Origin of the sequence: Demequina sediminicola (assembly GCF_000975055.1) — a bacterium.
GTDB lineage: Bacteria > Actinomycetota > Actinomycetes > Actinomycetales > Demequinaceae > Demequina > Demequina sediminicola.
In genome coordinates this window covers 222,514-247,203 of record NZ_BBRB01000001.1, presented here as the reverse complement: position 1 = coordinate 247,203, position 24,690 = coordinate 222,514, and the positions used below count along the sequence as shown (strand labels likewise).

The window sequence follows — 24,690 nt, the reverse complement described above, 5'->3', positions numbered from 1 at the left end:
GCTCCGCGCTTGACCCGTGACCTAAGTCCCCTTTGCTGTTCCTTTGATGTCGGGATACTCGGTCATTACTGGGGTCGCTCTTGACGCGACCGTCCGATACCCGGCAAGGAGACAGGCATGCTTGAACAGGTTGATGTGGCCCCAGAGGTCCGTCAGGTTCTGGAGTCGGCGCGGTCCGTGGTGATTCCCTCGACCCGCGCGGAGTTGTATGAGTTGTCGTTGGGCCCCGACGGCGGTCCGGAGTTCTCTGTCGACTACACCGTGGGAGAGCGCTCCGTCACCGAGGCGACCGTCACGCGCTGCCGCAACGGCATGGCGGTGAACTATCCGGAGGACTACATGCGACGCCGCGACCCGCAGTGCATGATCATCGCCGACGATCGGCCCACGGACAAGACGCGCTATGCCGACCGCTTTGGCGCCAGTTTTGAGTCCACCCGTGGCGACACGATGCAGTGGCTGGCCGAGCAAGACCTGGTGGTGGTGCCCTTCATGGCGGGCGGACTCACGTTCGGTTCGCCGTCCATCGCGATCGTGCCCGTGAACGCCGCATTCTTTGCCACTGCTTTGGTGGACCTGCAGGGCTGGACCACGTTTGACGAACTCGGCGCGTTCACACCCCGCTCGATCATCTACGTGGCGCCGCCGTTCCGTCACACCCACTTCGAAGGGAAGCAGGTCGTGGTCCACGACCGGACCGAGTCGCTTCACGAGGTTTTTGCCTACAACCTCTACCCGGGGCCAAGCGCCAAGAAGGGCGTGTTCTCGGTGCTGCTCGACATCGGCGAGAGCGAGGGCTGGATCACAGCCCACGCATCGTCCGTCCGCGTCACCACGCCCTACGACAACGAGACTGTCGTTATGCACGAAGGTGCGTCGGGTGGCGGCAAGTCGGAGATGTGCCAGGACCTCCGCCGCGAACATGATGGACGCATCCTTCTGGGAACCAATGTTGTGACGGACGAGCCGTACTTGGTGACGCTGTCGGAGACCTCGCACCTGGCACCCGTCACCGACGACATGACGCTGTGCCACACGGATGTTCAAGACGACTCTGGCAAGCTCGTCGTCGCCGATGCTGAGGACGGCTGGTTTGTTCGGGTCGACAACCTCGCGGCATACGGCGAGGACCCTCAATTTGAGCGTGCGGTCATCCACCCCGAGACGCCACTGGTGTTTTTCAACCTGCATGGCGTGGCCGATGCCACGGTGCTTCCTTGGGAGCACACCTTAGATTCCACCGGGAAGCCCTGCCCAAACCCGCGCGTGGTGATCGCGCGCCGCATGATCGACGAGGTTATTGACGAGCCTCAAGCGGTCGACGTGCGCACCTTTGGCGTGAGGATGCCGGCGTGCACACGCGCCAAGCCCACGTATGGCGTGATGGGAATGACTCACTTTGTGCCGCCTGCCATCGCCTGGCTTTGGCGTCTCATCGCACCGCGCGGTGACAAGAATCCATCGATCGGGGAAGCGGCCGATGCCGTGAAATCCCTCGAGCATGGAGGCATGGTTTCGGAGGGCGTCGGCTCGTACTGGCCTTTCTCCACGGGAACCAAGGTTGCCGCTGCCAATCTTCTGCTCAAGCAACTGCTTGCTGCCGACCGGACACGCTATGTGCTGACGCCTAACCAGCACATTGGCGCATACAAGGTGGGGTTCTCGGCCGAGTGGCTCACTCGCGAATGGTTGGCCCGCAAAGGTGGAGGTCGCATGCGTGCGGACCTGTTGACTCCCTCGCGGTGTCCGCTGTTCGGCTATGCGCCCAAAGAGATCACCTTGGATGGCCAGCCGGTGCGGCGCACGTTGCTGCGGCCGGAGTTGCAGTCCCAGGTGGGGGTCGAAGCGTACGACGCGGGAGCCGCCATCCTGACGGGCTTCTTCAAGTCAGAACTCCAGCAGTTCCTGACCGACGACCTCGACCCTCTTGGCCGCCAGATCATCGAGGTGTGCTTGCGTGACGGTTCAGTGGAGGAGTACGAAGCATTGACGCCGATGTACCTCTAGCTTTGTCCGTACGGGGGTGCCGTGGGTGAGAGGGCTGGCCACTCGAGGCTTCGCGCGCTCACGTACTCCCGCTCGACACGGTCAATCGGATCGGTGAACTGGAGTCGGCGCGCGATCAACTGCAGCGGTGAACTGAAGTCATCTGCGGCGACCTGCTTGATTTCCGGATACAGCGAGTCGCCCACGAGGGGTAACCCGATGTCCGCCATCTGGAGGCGCAGCTGGTGAGTCTTGCCTGTGATGGGCGACAGGCGGTAGCGGCCGTAGTTGCCCCGCACTTCGACGAGCTCCACGAGGGTTTCGGCATTCGGTTCGCCTGGAACGAGTCGTGCTTGCAGGCTGCCGCGATCTTTCTCGATGCGCCCCACGAGTCGGCGCGGGAATTCCAGGGAGGGGTCGAACGGCGCAAGCGCCTCGTAAGTCTTGACCGCCCTGCGTGACTGAAACACGCCGGCGTACGCTCCTCTGCATGCGCGATGCGTGGTGAACACCAGGACGCCAGCGGTCAAGCGGTCCAGCCGATGCGCCGCGGACAGTTCCGGCAGGTCGCGGGCCAGACGCATCTTGACCAACGCCGATTCCTGCACGTGCGCCCCGCGCGGGGTGGTGGCAACAAAGTGAGGCTTGTCGACGACGAGCAGATTCTCGGTCTGCTCGAGCACGGTGATGGGGAAGGGGACAGGAGTTTCTGGTGTGAGCGGCCGGTGGAACCATACAAACTGGCGTGCTCGGTAGGGCTCGCCGCCGTTCAATGGCTCGCCTGCCTGGTTCACAAACTCTCCAGCCGCGAGCCTCTTCGCAACCTCAGCTTTGGCCGGGAGGCGCCACATGAGGAAGTCGTGCATGGTTTCCCACGGGGGTACGTCCTCCGGGACGGTGTCGGGTGTGCGCACCCACGCTGCATCGAGGCCGTGGCGTTGGGGGAGCGGTGAGCGTGGCGGCATCGGCCGGTGTCAGTTCCGTGGCACTTCTACCGTGACGGTGCCGCCGCCATAGCCATTGGCCTGGTCGCGGCCCTCAACGGTCACTTCGTCAACATCGTCTGGGATTGCGAACGGTGCGCTCGTGCGAGTGAAGGGCTGCTCGTTGGCATGGTCGTGCCCCAAGGTGTGCTCGGAGAGCACGTCTCCCTCGGCGGTCATGACGCGCCAGCCATCGGCGTAGCGCTCGGGAGTGTCGTAGGGCGAAGACAGCGTCACTGCCACTGTGAACTCGTCCCCGCTGGGAGCGAGTTCCACACCGATGACGTCGGGGAACTCTTGCTCGGTCTGGGCGGTGGTCTCACCGGCCGATGCTGTCGCGGCCGGGGTCTGCGAACTGGACTGGGTCTGGGAACTGGACTGCGTAGTGGCGTCGGTAGCCGTCGGCGCTGTGGAGCAGCCCGCAATCGCGGCACATGCCAGGGCGGCGAGCGCGGCGTGACGCAGAGTTCTCATGACGACGACGGTATCAGCGGCCTTCGCGTTCTGGCGGTGCCTGAGTGCCCAACGACGCGCACTGTGGGCACTGAGACACCGCTAGCGAACAGCGTGACCCCTACCGCCTCGCGCCTGGCGTGAGTTGGCCGGCAACCATGGCGGTGAGCGCCAGCGCGAAGCCTGTGACCTGGACTGCTGTGAGCGTTTCCCCTGCAACGGTCGCGCCAAGCGCCGCAGCCACCAGCGGCGCGAGCAGTCCCAGCAGTGCGGTTGCGGCCACGGGCAGCCGGCCGATGCCGGCGAACCACAGGCTGTACGTCACCAGGGCACCCATCACGCCGAGCCACAGGTAGCCCGCGACGGCTGGGGCATCGATGGTGGGGATGCCGTCGATGGCGAGTGCGGGGACGAGCAGGACGAGGCCGCCCGCGGTGAGTTGCCATCCGGCGAAGCCTACGGCTGACACGCCCTGCGGACGCCCCCACTTCTTGGTGAGGATCACCCCGAACCCCATCGAAAGCGCTCCCGCGAGCCCGGCGGCAACGCCGATTGGCGACAGTGCAGCCGCAGGTCCCAGGACCACGAGCGCGACACCGAAGGCTCCCACCCCGCCCCAGGCCAGGCGCCACCACGATAGCTTCTCGTGCAGCAGGCCCACTGCGAGCAGCGCGATCAGCATGGGTTGGAACGCGCCGAGGGTGGCCGCGACCCCTCCGGGCAGGTGTTGAGCCGAGATGAACAACAACGGAAAGAACGCGGCCATGTTCAGAGTGCCGAGGACGAGGGACTTCCACCACCAGTCGCCGCGCGGCAGCGTTCGAGCGATCGCCAAGGCGATGAGGCCGGCAGGGAGCGTGCGCATGAGCGCTGCGAACAGCGGGTGACCCTCGGGCAGCAGGTGGGTGGTCACGATGTAGGTGGTGCCCCACACGGCGGGTGCTAACGCGGTGAGCAGTGTCCAGCCGGCCCGGTGGCCGGATGCGGCGGGGACGTGTGACGGGCCGATGCTCGGGGCGGCCCCTGCGGTGGTGGTTGGTGTCGCGTCTGGCGCGGTGGTAGTGGTCATGAACCCATCGTGCGGCGCGCACCAACGATGAGTCCAACGCATTGTCGACATACAACCAATGAACTGTCATCATGAATGCGTGGAGTTTCAACAGATGCGATACGCAATCGCCGTGGCGGAAGAGCGAAACTTCACGCGCGCCGCTCAACGCTGCCACGTCGTCCAGTCGGCGCTCAGTCACCAAATCAAAGCACTCGAACGCGAACTGGGTACGCCACTGTTTGCTCGAACCTCTCGCCGCGTCGAAGTGACCGATGCCGGCGCAGCCTTCGTAGCATCGGCCCGGGAGTCGCTCGCTGCCGCCGAACGTGCGGCCGCGGACGCCGTCGCTACCACGGGGGAGGTGCGCGGCACGCTGTCGGTCGGCGTCATTCCGACGGTGACCATGATCGACTTGGCGGCAGTTTTGGGACATTTCCACCGATCTCACCCCGGGGTCCGGATTCATATGCGCGGTGGTGGCAGCGACCAGTTCATCGCAGCGCTCGCGACGGGCGACCTCGACGTCGCCGTGCTGGGCCTGCGCGAAGACCGCGTGGCCCGTGCTGGGGTTGCCACTCGACTGTTGTCAGCTGAGCGGCTTGTCGCTGTGGTGCCGGACACTCATGCGCTCGCGACGCACCCGGAAGTGTCTCTTCGGGACCTCGCGGAAGAGGTGTTTGTTGACTTTCCTGACGGTACTCCCGGCCGTGCTCAGTCCGACCTCGCCTTCGCGCAAGCTGGCCTTCACCGGGATGTGGCATTCGAGGCAATCTCGAGCGCGTTCATGCTTGACCTCGTCGCCCATGGGCTCGTCGTGTCGCTGCTCCCGCGGGCAGCAGTCGAGCCGCGCGACGGCATCGCGGTGGTGCCGGTGACAGACGGTCCTACTCGGCATGAGTTTCTTGCCTGGAGTGCTCTCAATCCGTCGCCAGCGGCGAGGGCCTTTATTGATGTGGCATCGGAATAATCCTGCGCTTGGCCCCCGGGCTCCTGCTTGGCCCCCGGGCTCCTGCTTGGCCCCCGGGCTCCTGCTTGGCTCCCTGGCGGTGCGTCAGTGCCCACTCGCGCATCTCTTGGGCACTCAGGTACCGCTGGGGCGCGTTAGCCGAAGATGAACCCGGCCGCGCCTGCGACTGCGGAGATGCCTGCGAGAACGTACGCGATGGTGATGAGCCTGCGGTGCACCGTGTAGAACTTCGTGCGGTTCCCTTCGGCATCCGTGGAGCGTTCGTCGGCGGCGATGCGTTTCATGAACGGCGGCCACACGATGAAGGAGAACGCAGCGTTGGTCAGCAGCAGGATGGAGAGCACGATAGTCACCTGGGCACTGTAGCCCCCGCTCGTCCCGCGTTCCAAAGCGCCCGTGACGCATCGATGCGTCGCCGTGGTGTCACGTTGGTGGCATAATGATGTCATGGAACTTGAGCACTATGTCGAAGACTTGCAGCGCCAGCTCGTGGCAGCATCTGCCGCTGGCACCGAAGAGACCCAGCAAACAGCTGAGCGCCTCGCTACCGCACTCGAATCTGCAACGCGGATGGTCATTCTGGAGGCGCTATCGGAAGCCGCTGGAGAGATCTCCCATGCAATCGCACCCGGTGCAGTCGACGTGCGCGTGCGTGGGCGAGGGGTCGACTTCGTTGTGACGGGAGCCCTGAGCGAAGCCGACGTGACCGGCTCGGCAAGCGACACCGCGACTCCTGAGGAGGCCGCGGCGCATGCGGCCACTGTCGGCGCGGAGCCGGAGGCCGTGGAGGAGGAGGTGTCGAGCCGCACCACGCTAAGGCTTCCCGATGCGCTCAAGCAGCGTGCCGAGGCCTCCGCCGCAGCCGAGGGCATCTCACTCAACGCCTGGATTGTGCGCGCGGTGCAAGGGGCTGTGACGCCTGCACCGCAGTCGCGGCGGGGAATGGCATCGGCTCGTTACACGGGGTGGGTCCGATGACCTCCACGCCGATCGCCGAGGTTCGTGTTGACATTCCTGCGGGCAGGATTGAGGTTGTCGGCATGCCGGGGCGGGAAGATGTTGCTGTCGTGGTGAATCCCGCGAATCGCTCCCGTAGTGGGGATCGGGAGGCAGCCGAGAATGCGCGCATCGAACGTGTGGGTGATGCCCTAGTGGTGACGGTGCCATCCCGTACCTCAATCTTTGGGCGACCGGATGCCGTCGATGTGGTGGTTGAGGGTCCCGAGACACTGAGGGTTGATGCGGCGACGAAGTACGGCGACATCTACGTCCTTGGCACAGTGGCGAGCGCCCGCACGTCGACCTCGCACGGTGCGGTCAACATCAATGCTGTGGGTGACCTGGAAGTTGATGGTGGCAACGGAGCTGTGCGCATTGGCGACGTGGCGGGTGACGGATCGGTCGCCCTGACCAATGGCTCCGTTCACGTGGAATCGGTGCGCGGCACGCTCGACGTGCGAGGCTCCAACGGTTCTATTCGCGTGGATCGTGCGACGGGGCCTGCGCGTTTGGCGACCACGAATGGTGCCATCAAGGTGGGTGCCGTCGCCGGCGGGGTCGAGGCTCGCACGACCAACGGATCTATTCGCGTCCGTGACCTGAGTGGTGGCGTGAGCCGCTGTGTGTCCTCGATGGGTTCGGTGACAGTAGGGGTGCGCTCGGGGGTCCCTTTGTGGCTCGATGCAGCCTCAGACCATGGTGCAGTGCGCACTGATCTTGACGTTGACGGTGGGCCGCTGGACGGCGAGGCGCCTGTTGAGCTTCATGTCCACACGGGCTATGGGGCGGTGAAGGTTCAGCGCGCGTAGCGCGCGATGCGTCGTTCTTGCATGCGGCCGATGCTCGGGTTGGCTTAGTCGTCGTCCTCGGCTTGGCGAGCACGGTAGGCCTGGACGGCGGCGCGGTTGGTGCAGGTTGTTGAGCAGTACTTGCGGGAACGGTTGCGCGAGAGGTCGAAGACCACTCCGTCGCAATCTTCCATTTCGCAGCGGTCGAATCGGCTCATCTCGTCGGCGCGGATGACGTCGATCATGCCCATGGCGGCTTCAACGAGGATGCGCTCTGCGAGTGGGCGGTCGTCGGTGGTGGCGTGAATGTGCCAGTCAACGTCGCCGTGTCGGACGACTTGGGGGAGTGCGTGGTTTTCGGCGAGTGCGGCATTGACGAGTGGTGCGGCTCCCTCGCGCGTTGCTTTGAACATCGCGCGGAGGCGGCTGCGGATCGCGCGCACTTCTTCGAGGTCTTTGTGTGTGGGTCGCGCGCCCGTGTAGTTCCACTCGTCGTAGAAGGTTTCGAGTTGCTCGAATGTCGTGAGCGTATCGGGTTCGAGCTCTGAGTTGGCCAGCCACACACCTGTCTCGAGCGCGAGGGCGGTGTCATCGGCAAAAACCATGTTGACACATTACCAAACGGGAATTACTGTCATGAGTCATGACGGCTTTGACTCATGACATCCGTGGCTCGCGCCTCGCCTCGGGGCTCGGCTTTGCCTTGCTCTCGGCGGCGACGTTCGGCGTCGCAGGAAGTCTTGGTCGAGGCATGATGGACATGGGCTGGACCGCAGGTTCAGCAACCCTTGTCCGCGTCGCGATTGCGGCGGCGGTGCTGACCCTCCCCGGCATCGTCGCGCTTCGCGGCCGGTGGTATCTGGTGCGTCGTGGCATCGGCCCTATCGTGGCCTACGGCCTCTTTGCCGTCGCTGGCGCCCAGCTGTGTTACTTCTTCGCCGTCCAGCACCTGGACGTGTCCGTTGCCCTCCTCATCGAATACCTGGCGCCGATCGCAGTGGTGTTGTGGATGTGGTTGCGGCATGGGAATCGACCTACGCGCCTTACTCTCGCGGGCGCGGGGGTCGCCTTTGGCGGTCTCGTCCTGCTACTGGACGTGGTGGGCGGTGGAGAAGTCAGCATTGTGGGCATCGGCTGGGCGTTGTGCGCCATGATTGGGCTCTCGGTGTACTTCGTGATCTCCGGAGACGAGTCGAACGGCCTCCCGCCGCTGACGCTTGCCGCCGGTGCACTGATCGTTGGCCTCGTCGTCTTGACCCTTGCCGCAGTGACCGGACTCTTGCCCATGTCGTTCGCCACCGGGACCGCACACTTTGCGCCAGGGGACGTGCCCTGGTGGGTTGTCGTGCTGCTCTTGGGTGTCGTCACGGCGGCGGTGGCATACGTTTCGGGCATCGCTGCGACGCGGCGGCTCGGTGCGCGGTTGGGTTCGTTCGTAGCCCTCACTGAGGTCATGGCCGCTGCGCTATTCGCCTGGTTCCTGCTGGGGCAGGCGCCTGGGGGCATCCAGATCGCTGGCGCCGCGCTTGTGTTGGCGGGCGTTATCATCGTGAAGTTGGGGGAGCGACGGCTCGAGCCGCTGTCCGTACCGGAAGCAATTCCCGCCGATGACGTCGTGGCGGACCGCGGGTTGGTTGCAGAGGTGCCCACACTGGACGCCCCGACATCTGCTGGAATGCCCGTTCCGGTGGCGATGTTGCCGGAGGATCCGCACGCCGCGACTCGCTAATCGTGTCAGTCTTTGGAGTCGAAACGATTTGCCGACCTAGATTGACCGCAACAGCTCTCATGACGGAAAACCGCACCACGACGCAGTGGTGTGAAGGGCGAGGGGCACTACGTCTCTAGCCTTGCTACGATGTGCCGCGCCGCACCAACGCAGCGCGGTCGAGAGGGTCGGCGATGGCAGCGACGTCCGAGGTACCAGGCGGTCCTTGGCATGCCCGCAACCCCCATGACGCGGTATCGGACCTCCCACCCGCACGCCAGGCAGAAGTTGAACACGCACTGGCTCTGGTAGATCAAGGCTCGGGAGTCATCTTGTGGACCGGCGAGCACGGCATGGGGCGGTCCACCCTCCTCGACGTGATTGCCGCCACGTTGAGTGCAACCGCGTCACACCAGAGCCCGATTGCGATTCGCGTGGCACCTGAACGGCTCGACAGCGAGCGCTCGCGGGATGCGTTTCTCGCTGCCGTCCTGAGCCAGGTGGAACAGCAACGTACTCACGCAGAGATTGAACTGCCCACGGAGCGCGGACTTGAGGCCGCTATCGCAAGCCAGATCCGCAAAGTTGCTGGCGCGCGCTCCCTCGTCCTGATGATCGACGATGCAGACGAACTGTCGCCTGAAGCGCTCGATTCGCTCCTGCAACTGTTGGGACACGGCGGATCCACCACGGTGGTACTCGCAACCGCAATGATCTCTCCCTTCGGTGAGCGGCCCCCTCACGATGTCTCTGTGCGCGAACTGCCGGGCGTCGGGGCGGAAGGCGCGCTGCGTGTGTTGGCCGAGGCCGGGAGTGAACCCGTCGCGCCCCATGTCGCGCGAGCGCTGGCGGTGAGGCTTGAGGGAAACCCTGGCTGCATCGTCCACACCGCACGCCGCCTCAGTCCTCACCACCTGGCGGGGACATCGCTGTTGCCCGACCCGTTGCCATTGGTCCCTGCCGTCAAGACGGCGCTCGCCTCCAAGGTCGAGGACCTCTCTGACCGTGACCGAGCCGCCCTTCTCATCGCCTCCGTGGCCGTTGTTGACCGCATCGACACCCTGACGGCCGCGACAGGGGAGGACGTCAGCTACTTCGTCTCCGGGTCGGTGGCGCCACACTTTCACCTCCTTTCCGGAGGCTTCGCGCTCGCCGACGCGCGCATGAAGTCCTTCATCCACGGCGAGGCAAGCCTGGCCGAGCGCACTGCGGCGCACGAGGCGCTGGCCCTAGCACACGCACAGGCGGGCGAGCACGAGTTCGCGTCATGGCACACCGCGTTGGCGCGCATCGCCGGAGAGCCAAGCGTCGTGCCAGACCTGCTTTCGCTCGCCATGCGGCACCTGCGCAGGGGCGACACGGCTTGGGCTCAGACGGTCGCCCGTGAAGCCGTGGGCCATGCTTCAGGGGCCCAGAGACTGCGTGCCTGTGAACTCTCGGGTGTGGCCGCGATCCTCAGCGGGTTCACCCACGATGCGGCACATTGGCTGCCGTATGCGGCGAGGTCGGGCGATCTTGGCGCACGGGCACGCACGCTCCTGGCCACAGTCCTGACGCTGACCATGACGGATGGCCGTGTACCGGACGATGTCGTCGAACGGACTCGCGCTGAGGCGGCGGCGCTCGACGATGCGCCCGACGGTGAACAGATCCGGGCCGATGTTGCACGGGGCTTGTCGTCGGCTGCGTGCCTCCATATGGAGCGCGGAGCGGCGTCGGCGGCGTGGCGCCACCTCGACGAGGCCCAAGAGCTGGTGGGCGGCGGGCGTTCTGGTGATAGGGACGGGACCCGCCTAGCGCGCGCCTGGCTCGCGATCTATGCGGGGGAGAACAACGGCGACATTGATCTGCCGGTGAAGTCGGCCGTGGCAGATGATGACGCGCTGGGCGCCGTCGCGCGAGGCGTGGCCCTCATGCATGCCGACGATTCAGATGCTGCCGCGCGCCTCCTGGCGAGTGCGGTTGCCGAGCTGTCCCCAGCGCATCAGGGGGATCAGTGGTTCTCTGGAGCGCAGCGTGCAGCATCGCCCATCGCGATCGCTCACGTGCGGGTCGTGCAGGCGTTGGTCGAATTCCGGTCTGGCGATATCGCTCGTGCGGCGACCACGTTGCGCGAGGCAGCGGAGACTCTTCCTGTCGGCATGGTGCTCGCAGGTTTGGGTGTCACCTTGAGCCGGCGTATCGACATCGTCCGTGATGGCACTGTGGGCGTGCTGAGTGAGGCGCTCGCGGCCACGTCTCCCTGCGCGGCGACCACTCAGGCGCGATTGGGTCTGCTGGTTGACCGAGCCATGGAAGCGTCCTTCGACATGGATTATGTGCAGGCTGCGACACTCCTCGAGGTTGCGGCTGAACGCGAACTCCGAGAGTCGCAGATTGGGATCGCCGTTCCAGGTCTTGACATCGTGGAGTCGTGGGCGATGGCAGGCAGGGGCCATGAGGCGCACCGGGCGTTGATGCGGTTGCGCTCACGCATCGGGACGATGTCGCCATTGACGCGTTCGGTCACGCTGACGCGGGCGGAGCTAGCGATTGCCACGGTGGACGACATTGAGGACCGTGTTGACAACGCGCACCGAGCCGCACGTGATTTGACGAGCGCCTATGACCGTGGCCGGACAGAGTTGAGTATTGGTCGTGCGTTGGTGCGGTTGGGTCGCGGCGACCAGGCTTTGTCATTCCTCATGTCTGCTCAGGACTTCTTTGACGAGGCAGGGGCCGATGCTTGGGTCACCCTGGTGCGCGAGGAAGCGCGTGTTCTGGCAAATCACACCTCGGTTCCCGAAGGGATGTTGCAAGGCGACGGGCACTCGGGTGCTTCGGGCCGCGCAGCGCCGCACCACGATGGCGGCCCCGCTGGTTCGGCTTCTGGTTCTGGGGACGGGTGGGACGCCGACCTCACCGAGCGCGAACGTCAGGTCGCGAAGCTGGTGGCGCAAGGGTACGCGAACCGCGATGTCGCCGAGCGCCTCTACGTGAGTGTGCGCACTGTCGAGGTCCACCTGGGGCGCGTGTACCGCAAGCTCGGCCTGCGCAGTCGTGTTGAGTTGGCAGTGCTGGCTCACCGCTTCACCGAGCACCGCTAAGCCGTCCCAAGGCCAGGTACCTCTCTGTACTACCTACGGGTACTTACGTACGTAGAGCATGCGTAGTGGGGGCAGAAGTGTGTGGGGAATGCTCATTCCGCTGAGGTGAATTTTTCCTTACCGTAAGGCGACGGTTCCCCTACGTCCGCCTGCAGGTGCGGACAGGAAGAGAGGCAGCAAAGATGCTTCCCACCTTCACACGAGCGCGCAGAGGAGTAGCTGCTACGGCGGCGACTGCCCTGCTTGGCGCTTCGCTCACGGCTGTTGCGGTGACCGCGACAGCTACGGGCGCAAATGCGGCGGAGTGTGCGCCGGAATGGTCCGCAGGGACCACCTACACGGGCGGTGACACCGCTTCCCTGAACGGTGTCAACTACTCCGCCAAGTGGTGGACGCTCAACGAGCAGCCTGGGTCAACCCAGTGGGGCCCTTGGGCATCACAGGGCGAGTGTGGGCCTACGACGGATCCCACCACCGATCCCACCACCGATCCCACGACGGACCCGACCACGGATCCCACCACGGATCCCACCACGGACCCGACCACAGACCCCACGACCGACCCGACTACGGATCCCACCACGGATCCCACGACGGACCCGACCACGGATCCCACGACGGATCCGACGACTGACCCGCAGCCGTCGTACCCCGATGAGGTGTGCCGTCCCGATGGAATGGCACAGACCCCGGGCGTTGAAACTCCTTACTGCGACATCTACGACGAGAACGGTGTGGAACTCCTTCCCAACGGGCTCGACCGTCGCGTGATCGGTTACTTCACCTCATGGCGCACCGGCAAGAACGATCAGCCGCAGTACCTTGCCAGCGACATCCCATGGGACTCCGTCACTCACCTGAACTACGCCTTTGCGCACATCGGTGATGACTGGAAGGTGTCAGTCAACGAGGACGTCGCAGGTAACGCCGCGACAGACATGACGTGGGACGGCACCCCGGGCGCAGAGATGGACCCCGCTCTCCCGTACACCGGTCACTTCAACCTGTTGAACACCTACAAGGCTGCCAACCCTGGCGTGAAGATTCTTCCCGCAGTCGGTGGCTGGGCTGAGACTGGCGGCTACTTCGACGGCAATGGCGACCGCGTCGCCAACGGCGGCTTCTACTCGATGACCGAGACCGCTGAGCGTCGCGAAATCTTCGCCAACTCGGTTGTTGACTTCATCCGTGAGTACGGTTTCGACGGCATCGACATCGACTACGAATACCCCACGTCGAACGTCGGTGCAGGAAACCCTGACGACTTCCACATCGCCGAGGGCAAGCGAGGTGAGCTCTTCGCCGACTTTGAGGAGCTCATGAAGCTCCTGCGCGAAAAGCTGGACCAGGCTGGTGCCGAGGACGGCGAGTACTACATGCTCACCGCTGCAGTTCCCTCATCAGGATGGCTGCTGCGCGGTATGGAAGCGTTCCAGATCACCGAATACGTGGACTACCTGAACCTCATGACCTACGACCTCCACGGCGCGTGGAACAAGTACGTCGGTGGCAACGGCCCACTTTACGACGACGGCAAGGACCCTGAACTGGCAGCTGCCGGCATCTACGGTGCCTACGACAACATCGGCTACCTCAACGCCGACTGGGCAGCGCACTACTTCCGCGGCGCCATGCAGGCCGGACGCATCAACCTCGGTGTGCCCTTCTACACTCGTGGCTTCGAGGACGTCAAGGGTGGAGTCAACGGCATGGGTGGAACTGCAACCCCGCCTGCTGGCTTCAACTGCCCCCCAGGGACCAACAACGCCTGTGGCTACGGTGGTGAAGGAATCAACAACCTGTGGTTCGACTCCGACCCCCAGGGCAACGCAATCCCTGCAGGTGTCAACCCCATCTGGCACATGCTGAACCTCGAAGACGGGGTCCGCGGCGACTACGTTGACTCCTACGGAGTGAGCGAAGCCATCGAGGGCGAGTACGTCCGCTACTTCGACAACGTGTCCAAGGCCGAGTGGTGGTGGAATGACACCACCAAGACCTTCCTCTCGGGAGACTCGAACGAGGCCATCACGGCCAAGGCTGACTACGTCAACGACACCGGTCTCGGCGGCCTCATGATCTGGGAACTCGCAGGTGACTACGAGTACAACCAGACCAAGGGCCAGTACGAGATGGGATCGACCTTGGTGGACCTCATGGCCGGCAAGTTCCAGAGCTCTGGTGCTTACGGATCCACCAAGGCCAACGCTGATCGTCCAATGCCCACACAGGCACTGGATGTCTCGATCGACTACACCGAGTTCGCGATGGGTGACAACAACTACCCGATCGCGCCCAAGGTGGTCTTCACCAACAACGGCACCACCGACATCCCCGCAGGGGCAACGGTGTCCTTCCAGTACGCCACCTCTGACCTTGGTGACATGAGTGACTGGTCCGGTTTCGGCACCACCACAGTCAACGAGGGTCACACCGGAGACAACATCGGTGGGCTCAACGGTGACTTCCACACCGCAGAGTTCTCCGTTCCCATGGGCGGCATCCCCGCCGGCGGTGAGATCGTGAACAACCTGAAGTGGACGCTCCCGATCGCTCAGTTCTCCAACGTCATCATCACTATCGACGGTGTGGACTACGCCACCACCTACGACCACCCGCGTGGTGTCGAGGTTGTGGAAGCCGGCACCGGAACCGGTGGCGGTGACAACGGCGGCGGCAATAACGGCGGTGGCAACGGTGGCGGAGACGGCACCTGCTCCGCAGCTGCCTGGGACTCGGCCACTGTCTACAACGGTGGTGCTCGCGTGAGCCACAACGGCTACGAGTGGACCGCTAACTACTGGACGCAGGGTAACGAGCCCAGCTCAGCCAACACCTGGGGCCCCTGGACCAGCGCTGGCGCCTGCTAACAACACACGTGCGGTGGCGGGCCTTGAAGCCCTTGGCCCGCCACTGCATCCCACACTTCCGAGCGACACACTCGGACGCGGCGCACCGAGGCCCCTCAGCCCTCAGCGCCAACACCAGTGATCAGCGGTCAGGAGAACCCTTGGCCGGATCGCTGGACATCTCGAAGCACACACGAGAACAAAGGACACAGAAAACATGACCTCATCGACGAGGACGAACCGCAAAGGCGCTCTGACGCGCTTTGGTGCCGTCGTCGCGTCGCTTGCGCTGGTCGGCACTGCAGCCGTCGCAGCTTCTGCAAGCGCCACGACAGTCGACACCCGGGCGGCAGTCGCCACCAATGCGGTATCGACGCCAGACGGCGATAGCAGCATCAACGGATACCGCAACGTCGGCTACTTCGCCCAGTGGGGCGTCTACGGCCGCGACTTCAAGCTTCACCAACTCGACAAGTCGGGTGCCGCCGCGGACCTGACGCACTTGAACTACGCATTCGGAAACATCCACCACCAGACCCTTGAGTGCTTTATTGCCAACAAGGCTCAGGGCACTGGGCCTAACGGTTCCGACGGTGCCGGCGATGCCTGGGCTGACTTCGGTATGGGTTACACTCCCGCCAACTCGGTGGCCGGTGTCGCCGACTCGTGGGACCAGCCTCTCGCGGGTAACTTCAACCAGATCAAGCAGTTGAAGGCGAAGCACCCCCACCTCAAGGCGATGATTTCGCTGGGCGGATGGACCTGGTCCAAGAACTTCTCCAAGGCCGCCGCGACGGACGCTTCGCGCAAGAAGTTCGTGTCGTCATGCATCGACCTCTACATCAAGGGCAACCTGCCCACGATTGACGGCAAGGGTGGCCCGGGCGCTGCTGCGGGTGTCTTCGACGGCATCGACATCGACTGGGAGTGGCCAGGCAGCAACGCTGGGCTTGAAGGCAACCACGTCGACGAGGCAAACGACAAGGAGAACTTCCGTCTCCTCCTCGAGGAGTTCCGCACGCAGCTTGACGCCTACGGTGCACAGACGGGCAAGAACTACCTGCTGTCTGCGTTCCTGCCCGCAAGCCCCGCAGTCATCGAGGCCGGTGGTTGGAACGACCCACGCATTTTCCAGTCGCTCGACTTCGGAAACGTGCAGGGTTATGACCTGCACGGCGCTTGGGACCCGGCACTGACCGGTCACCAGATCAACCTGTACGACGACCCCAATGACACTCGTGCGGCTGACCGCCAGTTCTCGGTGGACAAGGCTGTGCGCACCTACATCAACAACGGTGTTGCTCCCGAACAGCTCGGACTTGGTATGGCCATGTACGGCCGTGGCTGGAAGGGTGTTGCCGATGAGCAGCCCTGGAACGCTGCGAACGGTGGCGGAAACGGTACATGGGAAGCCGGTATCGAGGACTACTACAAGCTGAAGAACGCCGGCACCTCGTACTACGACGCTGATGTAGTCGCCTCCTGGCGCTATGACGGCAACCAGTGGTGGTCGCTTGATGACGACAAGACCATCCCGGCTAAGGCGGACTACATCCGCGAGAAGGGCCTCGGTGGAGGCATGTGGTGGGAGCTGGATGGCGACCGCAACGGTGAACTCACCAAGATCCTGATGGATGACCTTGAGGCTGGCGTAGCTGGACCCATCGAAGGTGGCCCAGTTGTCACTCCGACCCCGACCGTCGACCCGACGACGGACCCCACGACGGACCCCACCACGGATCCGACGCCAACGACGACTCCCACCGTTGACCCCACCGACCCCGCGTGCGCCGCACCGTGGAACGCCACGACGTCCTACCCGGGAGGCAGCCAGGTGGCTCACAACGGTGAGACCTGGGAGAACAAGTGGTGGTCGCAGGGCGAGGAGCCCGGTGCTTCGCAGTGGGGCCCCTGGGTCTCCAAGGGAGCGTGCGGTTCGACGACGGACCCGACCACGGATCCCACCACCGATCCCACGACGGACCCGACCACGGATCCCACCACGGATCCGACGACCGACCCGACCACTGACCCCGGCACTTGTGAAGCCGCTTGGGCTGCTGGCACGACCTACGTGGGCGGCGACATCGTCTCGCACCAGGGCCGTAACTACAGCGCAAACTGGTGGACGCTTGGCGACACGCCTGGCGCCTCCCAGTGGGGTCCATGGAAGGACCTCGGCGCTTGCTAAATCGCATTGCCGTGCGGACGCTCCCCGTCGCCCTCGCTGTGAGTTTTCTCGCAGCGGGGTGCACGGGGAGCGCCCCCGCACCGGGGGATTCAGTAGAACCAACAGGCGACGCGGAGGCTCAGGTCTCCGAAGCGGCCACGCTGATGCCTGTGGGTCCCCTCGAGATGGACGCAGCCGAGTTCTGGTCACCGGGCACCACTGAAGGTGACGTGACGACGGTGACGGCAGGTGGCTGCCAGGACGATGCGCCGTGCCCAGGGTTCGCAGTGATCACAGGGGAGACGGCCAGCGGCATCAATCCGGCCGAGCCGTACTTCGATGATGGCGTGGCGTGCCCTGTCCCGGGTACTACCGGATCGGGTGGAAAGCTCCTCAGCGAGCATCCGTCCACGGTCGCTGGCCAAGAGGGCACGATGTACATGTTTGAGGTGACGTGCTCTGACGAAGATGGAGTTGAACAGGTCACTGTGCCTCAGAACCAATGGACTCTGGACACCGCCGACGGCACCATTGTCATCGTGGACCGGTGGTCCTTCGAAGGACTCCTGACCAAGGTGTCTGAAGCAACGTTGACGGCGGAAGACGCGTAACTTCTCTTCCCCCGTCCTGCAGGGCCGATGCGTTGATGGCAGACGCATCGGCCCTGCAGTCGTCTGTGGACGGCTAGCGGCGCAGTCGCGCCTCGAGTTCGCGGTGCTGCCCCCATACCTCCGTGGGTACCGCGTCGCCGTAGCCGGCGAGGAAGCCCTCAGTGTCCGCGACCTCCGCAGCAAGGGGCTCAGAGTGGAGTGCGAACAACTGCGACCACTGCTCGGGCGCCACGCCCGCGGCCTCATAGTCGATGCTGCCCTCGGACGGCAGCAGGCCCACGGGGGAGTCCGTCGCATCGACGTTGCCTGCAACACGATCAAGGATCCATTCGAGGACCCGGGCGTTTTCGCTGAAGCCGGGCCACAAGAACGAGCCGTCATCACCCTTGCGGAACCAATTCACCTGGAAGATAGCCGGTGCTGACCCCTGCTCCGCCAGACGCTCGCCCACATCGAGCCAGTGCTGCCAGTGGTCTGCCATATGGGTGCCAGAGAACGGCAACATCGCAAACGGATCGCGCCTGAGTTCTCCTACAGTGCCCTCAGCCGCAGCCGTGCGTTCCGACGCCAGGGTGGCTCCCATGTAGACGCCGTGCTCCCAGCTCCGTGCTTGGGCAACGAGTGGGACGTTGGTGGCGCGGCGGCCTCCAAAGATGATGGCGTCGATGGGTACGCCGGCTGGATCATCCCAGGTGTCGGCGATGGTCGGGCATTGGTCCGCGGAGACGGTGAAGCGAGAGTTGGGGTGTGCGGCAGGGGTGGGGGAGTCTGGGGTCCAGTCATTGCCTTGCCAGTCTGTGAGGTGCGAGGGAGTGTCAGGAGTCAGCCCTTCCCACCACACGTCACCGTCATCTGTCAGGGCGACATTGGTGAAGATGACGTCACGCTCCAGCATGTCGACTGCGACGGGGTTCGTGTCGGCTCCAGTGCCAGGTGCGACGCCAAAGAACCCCGCTTCGGGGTTGATCGCTCGCAGTTCGCCGTTGGCTCCGGGGGCGAGCCAGGCGATGTCATCGCCGATGGTTTCGACGTCCCAACCGGCGATGGATGGCTTGAGCATGGCGAAGTTGGTTTTGCCGCACGCGCTGGGAAACGCGGCTGCGACGTGAAACACACGGCCTTGCGGGTTGGTCACTTTCAGCAGCAGCATGTGTGCCGCAATCCATCCCTCGTCCTTGCCGATGGCTGAGGCGATCCGCAGTGCGAATGCCTTCTTCGCGAGGATCGCGTTGCCGCCGTATGCCGATCCGTACGACCAGATCTCCCGGTCCTCTGGATAGTGAACGATGTATTTGGTGTCGGAGCAAGGCCAGGCCACATCAGCATCGTCCGGACCCAACGGTGCCCCCACGGAATGTACGGCAGGCACCCACGGGGTCGTCGGAGCGATCTGGCGCAGGGCATCGGCACCCATTCTGGTCATCGTTCCTGTGCTGACGACCACGTACGGCGAATCAGTGACTTGGACTCCGACTCGAGCCAACGGGCTCCCTACCGGCCCCATTGAGAATGGCACCACATACATCGTGCGTCCACGCATGGCACCGTGGAACAGACCGTCGAGCGTGGCCCGCATTTCTTCGGGGTCGGCCCAGTTGTTCGTTGGTCCCGCATCGGCCTCGTCGCGTGAGCAGATGAATGTACGTGACTCCACGCGTGCGACATCGTCTGGACGAGACCGGGCAAGGTATGAGTTGGGGCGTTTCTCTTCGTTGAGGGGGAGCAGCGTCCCGCGAGCCACCATCGTGTCGATGAGGCGCTCGCGTTCGGCGGCGGAGCCGTCGCACCAGTAGACCGCGTCCGGTTCCGTCAGCGCGGCGATGCGCTCGACCCACGCCACCACGCGAGCGTCGGCATAGGCGGGGCAATCGTGGCGGATGGCGGTGGCGGTCACAGTCATGGCGGCTCCTCGTCGAGATGAAAACTGCGTGTACTTTGACGTTAGACACACGGGTGGGGGGTTCGGGGAGGGCCGATGCCGTGAATTTTGGGCGTTTTTGACGTAACGTGAAAACCATGGCGGAGTTAGACGTACTGGGGCGTCGCGTGAGGCACTTCCGCACGCGTGCAGGGCTGACGTTGGATCAACTCGGGAACGCATGCGATGTGGCGCCGAGTGTGCTGTCGCTCATCGAGAACGGCAAACGGGAGCCCCGGCTCTCGCTCTTGGGCAAGATCGCGGAGGCGGTCGACGTGAGCGTGTCCGATCTTCTGCGAGACGATGCTCCGACAGGCCGCGATGCCCTCGAACTTGAACTTGAGCATGCACAGCGTTCACCGTCATACCGAGAGTTGGGGCTGCCCGCACTTCGTCCCACACGGTCGATGACGGATGAGACGCTACGGACTCTCGTCGGTCTGCATCGAGAGCTCGACCGGCGTGCACGGCAAGCGATCGCAACCCCGGAATTGGCGCGGCGGGAAAACACTGACCTCCGTGCGCACATGCGTTCCATCAACAACTACCTGCCAGACATCGAGGTGTTGGCCGATGAGGCTGTGGCTGCCGTGGGTCACAGTGGGGGAGCACTGACTCACCGCACCGTGGCTGAGATGGCCGAGCGTGTGGGCTTAACCATTGTCCATACCGACGATTTGCCGCATTCAGCGAGGGCTGTCGTTGACGTGGAACACGGGAGGATTTACATCCCGCCAGCGTCCATCCCGGGTGGGCATGGGCTCCGATCGTTGGCGCTTCAGGCGGTGGCGCAGACGCTTCTGGAACACGGCGAACCTGCCGACTACGGCGATTTCCTTCGGCAACGCCTCGAGGCGAGCTATTACGCGGCGGCGTGTTTAATGCCGCGTTCGACGGCCGTGCCATTTTTGGAGCAGGCCAAGCGTGATCGCGCTATTGCGATCGATGATTTCCGTGACGTGTACGGCGTCACGCATGAGGCGGCAGCGCTCCGGTTTACGAATCTGTCCACACAGCACCTGGGTATTCGGTTGCACTATGTGCGGGTGGCCGGGGACGGCACCGTGTCGGGTGCGTATGAGAACGACAATCTGCCGCTTCCGCTCGATGCCACGGGGTCAACGGAAGGTGAGGTGGTGTGTCGATACTGGAGCGCCCGCAAGGCCTTCGCGCAGGCGACGCGAACCACCGAGCACTACCAGTACACGGACACCCCTGCGGGCACGTTCTTTGAAGCGACTCAGACCGGCATCGGCTCTGACGAATACTCGATCACGGTGGGCGTTCCTTACGCGGAGTCCAAGTGGTTCCGTGGGCGTGAGTCGCCGGCGCATGAAGTGTCACGATGCCCTGATGTGACGTGTTGCCGTAGGCCCGAGGATGGCTTGGCGGAGCGGTGGCATGGGCGCTCATGGGCGTCGCCGCGGGTGCGGCCGTACTTGTTTGCGCCGCTCCCTCACGGAACCTACCCCGGTGTGGATGATCGTGAGCTCCACGAGTTTCTGGAGTCCCACGCCTCCGACCCACCCCCGTCAAATGGCTCCATTTGACTGTTTTAACGGCTCATAACGACCAGAAAGTGCCACTTCACGAGAGACTGGCGCGCGGTCCGTCGATACTGTGACGGCATGTATGTCCCACACTTCAACGAGATGCCGCCTGCAGACGTACGAGACTTCGTCGCGAGCATCGGCTCGGCACAGATGGTGACGGTGGACGATGCCGGAGAGCTGCATGCGACGCAACTCCCGATCGTGTGGCGCGACGACACCGTCGAGGCCCATCTGGCATTAAAGAATCCGCACGTGGATGCGATCGGGGACGGACAGCAAGTGTTGCTCATCGTGACAGGGCCGCAAGCGTACGTGACTCCCTCCTGGTACCAGGGGAAGGCAGAACACGGCAGGGTCGTGCCAACCTGGAACTACTCGACAGTGCAGATCCGCGGAACCGTCACGCTTCGACGCGACCCCGCATGGTTGCGTGGAGCGGTTGCGCGGCTGACGGACACCCATGAATCCGCGGAGTCAGTTCCCTGGAGTCTTGACGATGCTCCGGGTCGTTTCATCGAGGGGCAACTTCACGGCATCGTCGGGGTCGATATCGCTGTCTCACGCGTCGTTGCGAAGGATAAGTTGAGCCAGAACCGGGCCGATGCTGACCGCAAGGCGGTCGCGGAAGGCATGAGTGGGCGAGGTGGAGAGTCTGTGGAGGTCGCGGCCCGTATGCGACGAGATTTCGCGTGAGGATGCACGCGGCCTCTCGCCAAATGGCTCCATTTGACTGCTATGAGGGCTCATAACGACGAAATGTGGCCATCTCACGAGGATTCGCGAAGAGATGTGGAGCAGCGCGGGGTGTGGGGGAGGCGAGACTAAACGAGAGCAATACCCGCAATGATCAACACCGCGGCGCTCGCGAGAAGAGCGACCCCCACAAAATCCCAGTGCCGGACGCGCGACGGCGCATCTGCCCACGCCTGCTCGTCCTGTGCCCGATGAGGCCCTTCGAGCCATGCTGACTCGCCGCCGCGCACCATGGCCACGAGGTCGGCTGACTTGTGTTCGTGTGGGGCTTTGCGCCGATCACGTCGATTGGGGTCAGGTGCCGCAAATGCGCCCACCTTCTTGCCGTCATCGGTGACGAGTTCCAGACCCCACTGCGTCTCCACATCGGCCAGGCGAGCAAAGGGCACCTCAACCACCTGAGTGATGTTGTGGACGATGACTGAGTGATCGTCCACTTCGACCTTGGGACGAAGAAAACACGCCACGGCAATCAGCGCTATCGCTGCCCCGAGCGTGATCGGAACGAAGGCGACGGGGAACCCCTCAACGAGTGTGCCGAGCACTGCGATGAGCACGCCGGCGGCAATGCCGATCCAGCCCCACATGGGTGCACTGGGGGAGCGGTAGGAACGCATGAGAGCATCGTGCCACGGATGTGCGTCGCCCTCGACGGAGGCCATTCATCGGTGACTCTTGACGAGACCCGCTAGACTGTATCGGCGGTGCGCCCCTTGCGCCCGACTTCTCATCTCAACGAATCGAGTTTTTCTCATGCCTGTGCGCTCCGACCTGCGCAACGTCGCGATCGTCGCCCACGTTGACCACGGTAAGACCACCCTGGTGGACGGCATGCTCGTCCAGGGCGGCGCCTACGGCGACCACGCCCACATCGAAGACCGTGCCATGGACTCGGGTGACCTTGAGCGGGAAAAGGGCATCACCATCCTCGCGAAGAACACCGCGATCCGTTACACCGGTGAAGCAGCGACCGAGGGCGGCGTCACTATCAACGTGATCGACACCCCTGGCCACGCTGACTTCGGTGGCGAGGTTGAGCGTGGACTGTCCATGGTGGACGGCGTCGTGCTGCTCGTGGATGCGTCCGAGGGTCCGCTGCCGCAGACTCGCTTTGTGCTGCGCAAGGCGCTCGCGGCCAAGCTCCCTGTCATCATTGTGGTGAACAAGGTTGACCGCCCCGACTCGCGCATTAGCGCTGTGGTCGAGGAAAGCCACGACCTCCTGCTGGGTCTCGCTGCGGACTTGCAGGACGAGGTTCCTGATCTTGACATCGACGCTTTGCTCGAAGTGCCTGTTGTCTTCGCTTCCGCGAAGGCTGGCCGCGCCTCGTTGAACCAGCCCGCAGACGGCGAACTGCCTGACTCCGAGAACCTTGAGCCTCTGTTCAAGACCATCATGGAGCGCATCCCTGGACCCGTGTTCGAGGAGGGTCACCCGCTGCAGGCGCACGTCACCAACCTTGACGCCAGCCCCTTCTTGGGCCGTCTCGCGTTGCTGCGTGTCTTCAACGGCGAGCTCCGTAAGGGCCAGCAGGTGGCATGGGCACGGGCCGATGGTTCGGTCCAGACCGTGAAGATCACTGAGCTTTTGCAGACCAAGGGCTTGGAGCGCGTTCCCGCTGAGGTGGCACAGCCTGGCGACATTGTTGCTGTCGCCGGTATCGAGGACATCACCATTGGTGAGACCTTGACGGACCTCAACGACCCGCGTCCGTTGCCTCGCATCACTGTCGATGACCCAGCAATCTCGATGACCATCGGTATCAACACGTCGCCCCTTGCTGGCCGCGTGAAGGGGGCCAAGGTCACGGCTCGTCAGGTGAAGGACCGCCTTGACAAGGAACTGATCGGTAACGTCTCGATCCGCGTGCTGCCCACCGAGCGTCCTGACGCGTGGGAAGTTCAGGGCCGTGGCGAACTGGCACTGGCGATTCTTGTGGAGCAGATGCGCCGCGAGGGCTTCGAGCTGACTGTCGGCAAGCCGCAGGTAGTGACCAAGGACGTGGACGGCAAGGTTCACGAGCCCATGGAGCACATGACCATCGACGTTCCTGAGGAGCACTTGGGTGCTGTCACCCAGCTGCTTGCCTCGCGTAAGGGCCGTATGGACTCGATGTCTAACCACGGCACCGGCTGGGTGCGTATGGAATTCATCGTTCCTGCCCGTGGCCTGATCGGCTTCCGTTCTACGTTCTTGACGGAGACTCGCGGAACCGGCATCGCATCGTCCATCTCGCACGGCTTCGCACCGTGGGCCGGCGTCATTGAGTACCGCACCAACGGTTCGCTCGTGGCAGACCGTACCGGTGCCGTCACTACGAACGCGCTGCTCCTGCTGCAGGACCGCGGCACGTTCTTCGTGAAGCCCACCCAAGAGGTGTACGAGGGCATGGTTGTTGGTGAGAACTCGCGCGGCGAGGACATGGACATCAACATCTGCAAGGAGAAGAAGCTCAACAACATTCGTTCTGCCACGGGTGACGAGCTTGAGCGCTTGACGCCTCCTCGCACACTGACGTTGGAGGAATCCCTCGAGTTCGCACGTGAAGACGAGTGCGTTGAGGTCACTCCGGAGAACATCCGCATCCGCAAGGTGAACTTGGACGCAACCACGCGTGCTCGTGCCGCCTCGCGCGCGAAGAAGATGTAACGAGTCTTTCGCACAGCTTCAAGGGCCGATGCCCCACTCACTTGAGTGGGGCATCGGCCCTGTTGCGTGTAGTGAACTGTGCGCTTTGAGCTCGCCGATACGCCGCGCGGGTCACGGAACTATCACATCGATGCTGTGTGCATCTGAGAAATGTGGATATGCGCCT

Annotated in this window: 19 protein-coding genes; 12 read left to right on the top strand and 7 right to left on the bottom strand. The window is 63.9% G+C overall.

The genetic code is table 11. From position 1 onward, the window contains the following. Positions 1 to 117: 117 nt before the first annotated feature. Positions 118 to 2,007 (top strand): DUF4914 family protein, encoded by a 1,890-nt coding sequence (locus tag AOP79_RS01175; protein ID WP_062069646.1) that lies wholly within the window; start codon positions 118 to 120, stop codon positions 2,005 to 2,007. Here AOP79_RS01175 and AOP79_RS01170 read toward each other — a convergent pair. From AOP79_RS01170 to AOP79_RS01160, 3 genes are all read right to left on the bottom strand, one after another. Then, positions 2,004 to 2,900, bottom strand: a complete 897-nt coding sequence (locus AOP79_RS01170; protein WP_236683193.1) for a pseudouridine synthase — start codon at positions 2,898 to 2,900, stop codon at positions 2,004 to 2,006. The genes AOP79_RS01175 and AOP79_RS01170 overlap by 4 nt on opposite strands. 60 nt (positions 2,901 to 2,960) lie before the next feature. Beyond that, positions 2,961 to 3,443, bottom strand: coding sequence for a hypothetical protein (locus tag AOP79_RS01165; protein WP_062069642.1), 483 nt, complete (start codon positions 3,441 to 3,443; stop codon positions 2,961 to 2,963). A 100-nt stretch (positions 3,444 to 3,543) separates the two neighbouring features. After that, entirely contained in the window at positions 3,544 to 4,491 is a 948-nt protein-coding gene (locus tag AOP79_RS01160) for an EamA family transporter (RefSeq protein WP_062069639.1), read from the bottom strand. Between the two features lie 79 nt (positions 4,492 to 4,570). Here AOP79_RS01160 and AOP79_RS01155 point away from each other — a divergent pair, with 79 nt between their 5' ends. Further along, positions 4,571 to 5,440 (top strand): LysR family transcriptional regulator, encoded by an 870-nt coding sequence (locus tag AOP79_RS01155; RefSeq protein WP_062069638.1) that lies wholly within the window; start codon positions 4,571 to 4,573, stop codon positions 5,438 to 5,440. 134 nt (positions 5,441 to 5,574) lie between these two features. On the opposite strand, the gene AOP79_RS01150 is transcribed toward AOP79_RS01155, so the two are convergent. Further along, positions 5,575 to 5,793 carry an SCO4848 family membrane protein gene (locus tag AOP79_RS01150; protein ID WP_062069636.1) on the bottom strand — a complete coding sequence of 73 codons (219 nt, stop codon included), beginning with the start codon at positions 5,791 to 5,793 and terminating at the stop codon, positions 5,575 to 5,577. 94 nt (positions 5,794 to 5,887) lie between these two features. Here AOP79_RS01150 and AOP79_RS01145 point away from each other — a divergent pair, with 94 nt between their 5' ends. Continuing rightward, entirely contained in the window at positions 5,888 to 6,418 is a 531-nt protein-coding gene (locus AOP79_RS01145; protein ID WP_062069633.1) for a YlcI/YnfO family protein, read from the top strand. After that, positions 6,415 to 7,248 (top strand): DUF4097 family beta strand repeat-containing protein, encoded by an 834-nt coding sequence (locus tag AOP79_RS01140; RefSeq protein ID WP_062069631.1) that lies wholly within the window; start codon positions 6,415 to 6,417, stop codon positions 7,246 to 7,248. The genes AOP79_RS01145 and AOP79_RS01140 overlap by 4 nt, the downstream gene beginning before the upstream one ends. 44 nt (positions 7,249 to 7,292) lie before the next feature. Here the strand turns inward: AOP79_RS01140 and AOP79_RS01135 are convergent, their stop codons facing one another. Then, complete coding sequence (locus AOP79_RS01135) at positions 7,293 to 7,832, bottom strand: CGNR zinc finger domain-containing protein (RefSeq protein ID WP_062069629.1); 540 nt, start codon at positions 7,830 to 7,832, stop codon at positions 7,293 to 7,295. Between the two features lie 38 nt (positions 7,833 to 7,870). Here AOP79_RS01135 and AOP79_RS01130 point away from each other — a divergent pair, with 38 nt between their 5' ends. From AOP79_RS01130 to AOP79_RS01110, 5 genes are all read left to right on the top strand, one after another. Next, positions 7,871 to 8,956, top strand: a complete 1,086-nt coding sequence (locus tag AOP79_RS01130; protein WP_082093258.1) for an EamA family transporter — start codon at positions 7,871 to 7,873, stop codon at positions 8,954 to 8,956. A 173-nt stretch (positions 8,957 to 9,129) separates the two neighbouring features. Next, positions 9,130 to 12,021, top strand: a complete 2,892-nt coding sequence (locus tag AOP79_RS01125; protein WP_062069627.1) for a helix-turn-helix transcriptional regulator — start codon at positions 9,130 to 9,132, stop codon at positions 12,019 to 12,021. A gap of 269 nt (positions 12,022 to 12,290) precedes the next feature. Continuing rightward, positions 12,291 to 14,891 (top strand): glycosyl hydrolase family 18 protein, encoded by a 2,601-nt coding sequence (locus AOP79_RS01120; protein ID WP_201774424.1) that lies wholly within the window; start codon positions 12,291 to 12,293, stop codon positions 14,889 to 14,891. A 196-nt stretch (positions 14,892 to 15,087) separates the two neighbouring features. After that, positions 15,088 to 17,061: a glycosyl hydrolase family 18 protein gene (locus AOP79_RS01115; RefSeq protein WP_082093257.1), complete on the top strand. Its 1,974-nt coding sequence runs from the start codon at positions 15,088 to 15,090 to the stop codon at positions 17,059 to 17,061. Next, complete coding sequence (locus tag AOP79_RS01110; protein ID WP_152647948.1) at positions 17,055 to 17,651, top strand: hypothetical protein; 597 nt, start codon at positions 17,055 to 17,057, stop codon at positions 17,649 to 17,651. The genes AOP79_RS01115 and AOP79_RS01110 overlap by 7 nt, the downstream gene beginning before the upstream one ends. A gap of 73 nt (positions 17,652 to 17,724) precedes the next feature. Here AOP79_RS01110 and AOP79_RS01105 read toward each other — a convergent pair whose 3' ends face one another. Beyond that, positions 17,725 to 19,551 (bottom strand): phosphoenolpyruvate carboxykinase (GTP), encoded by a 1,827-nt coding sequence (locus AOP79_RS01105; RefSeq protein ID WP_062069621.1) that lies wholly within the window; start codon positions 19,549 to 19,551, stop codon positions 17,725 to 17,727. 116 nt (positions 19,552 to 19,667) lie between these two features. Between AOP79_RS01105 and AOP79_RS01100 the strand changes: the two genes are divergently transcribed. Then, the gene (locus AOP79_RS01100; RefSeq protein ID WP_062069619.1) at positions 19,668 to 21,119 is read left to right on the top strand and encodes a helix-turn-helix domain-containing protein; all 1,452 of its coding nucleotides are present in this window, start codon (positions 19,668 to 19,670) and stop codon (positions 21,117 to 21,119) included. 78 nt (positions 21,120 to 21,197) lie between these two features. Then, positions 21,198 to 21,815: an FMN-binding negative transcriptional regulator gene (locus AOP79_RS01095; protein WP_062069617.1), complete on the top strand. Its 618-nt coding sequence runs from the start codon at positions 21,198 to 21,200 to the stop codon at positions 21,813 to 21,815. 128 nt (positions 21,816 to 21,943) lie between these two features. On the opposite strand, the gene AOP79_RS01090 is transcribed toward AOP79_RS01095, so the two are convergent. Then, complete coding sequence (locus tag AOP79_RS01090; protein ID WP_152647947.1) at positions 21,944 to 22,492, bottom strand: hypothetical protein; 549 nt, start codon at positions 22,490 to 22,492, stop codon at positions 21,944 to 21,946. A gap of 136 nt (positions 22,493 to 22,628) precedes the next feature. Here AOP79_RS01090 and typA point away from each other — a divergent pair, with 136 nt between their 5' ends. Next, positions 22,629 to 24,524: a translational GTPase TypA gene (typA, locus tag AOP79_RS01085; protein WP_062069613.1), complete on the top strand. Its 1,896-nt coding sequence runs from the start codon at positions 22,629 to 22,631 to the stop codon at positions 24,522 to 24,524. Positions 24,525 to 24,690 lie beyond the last annotated feature (166 nt).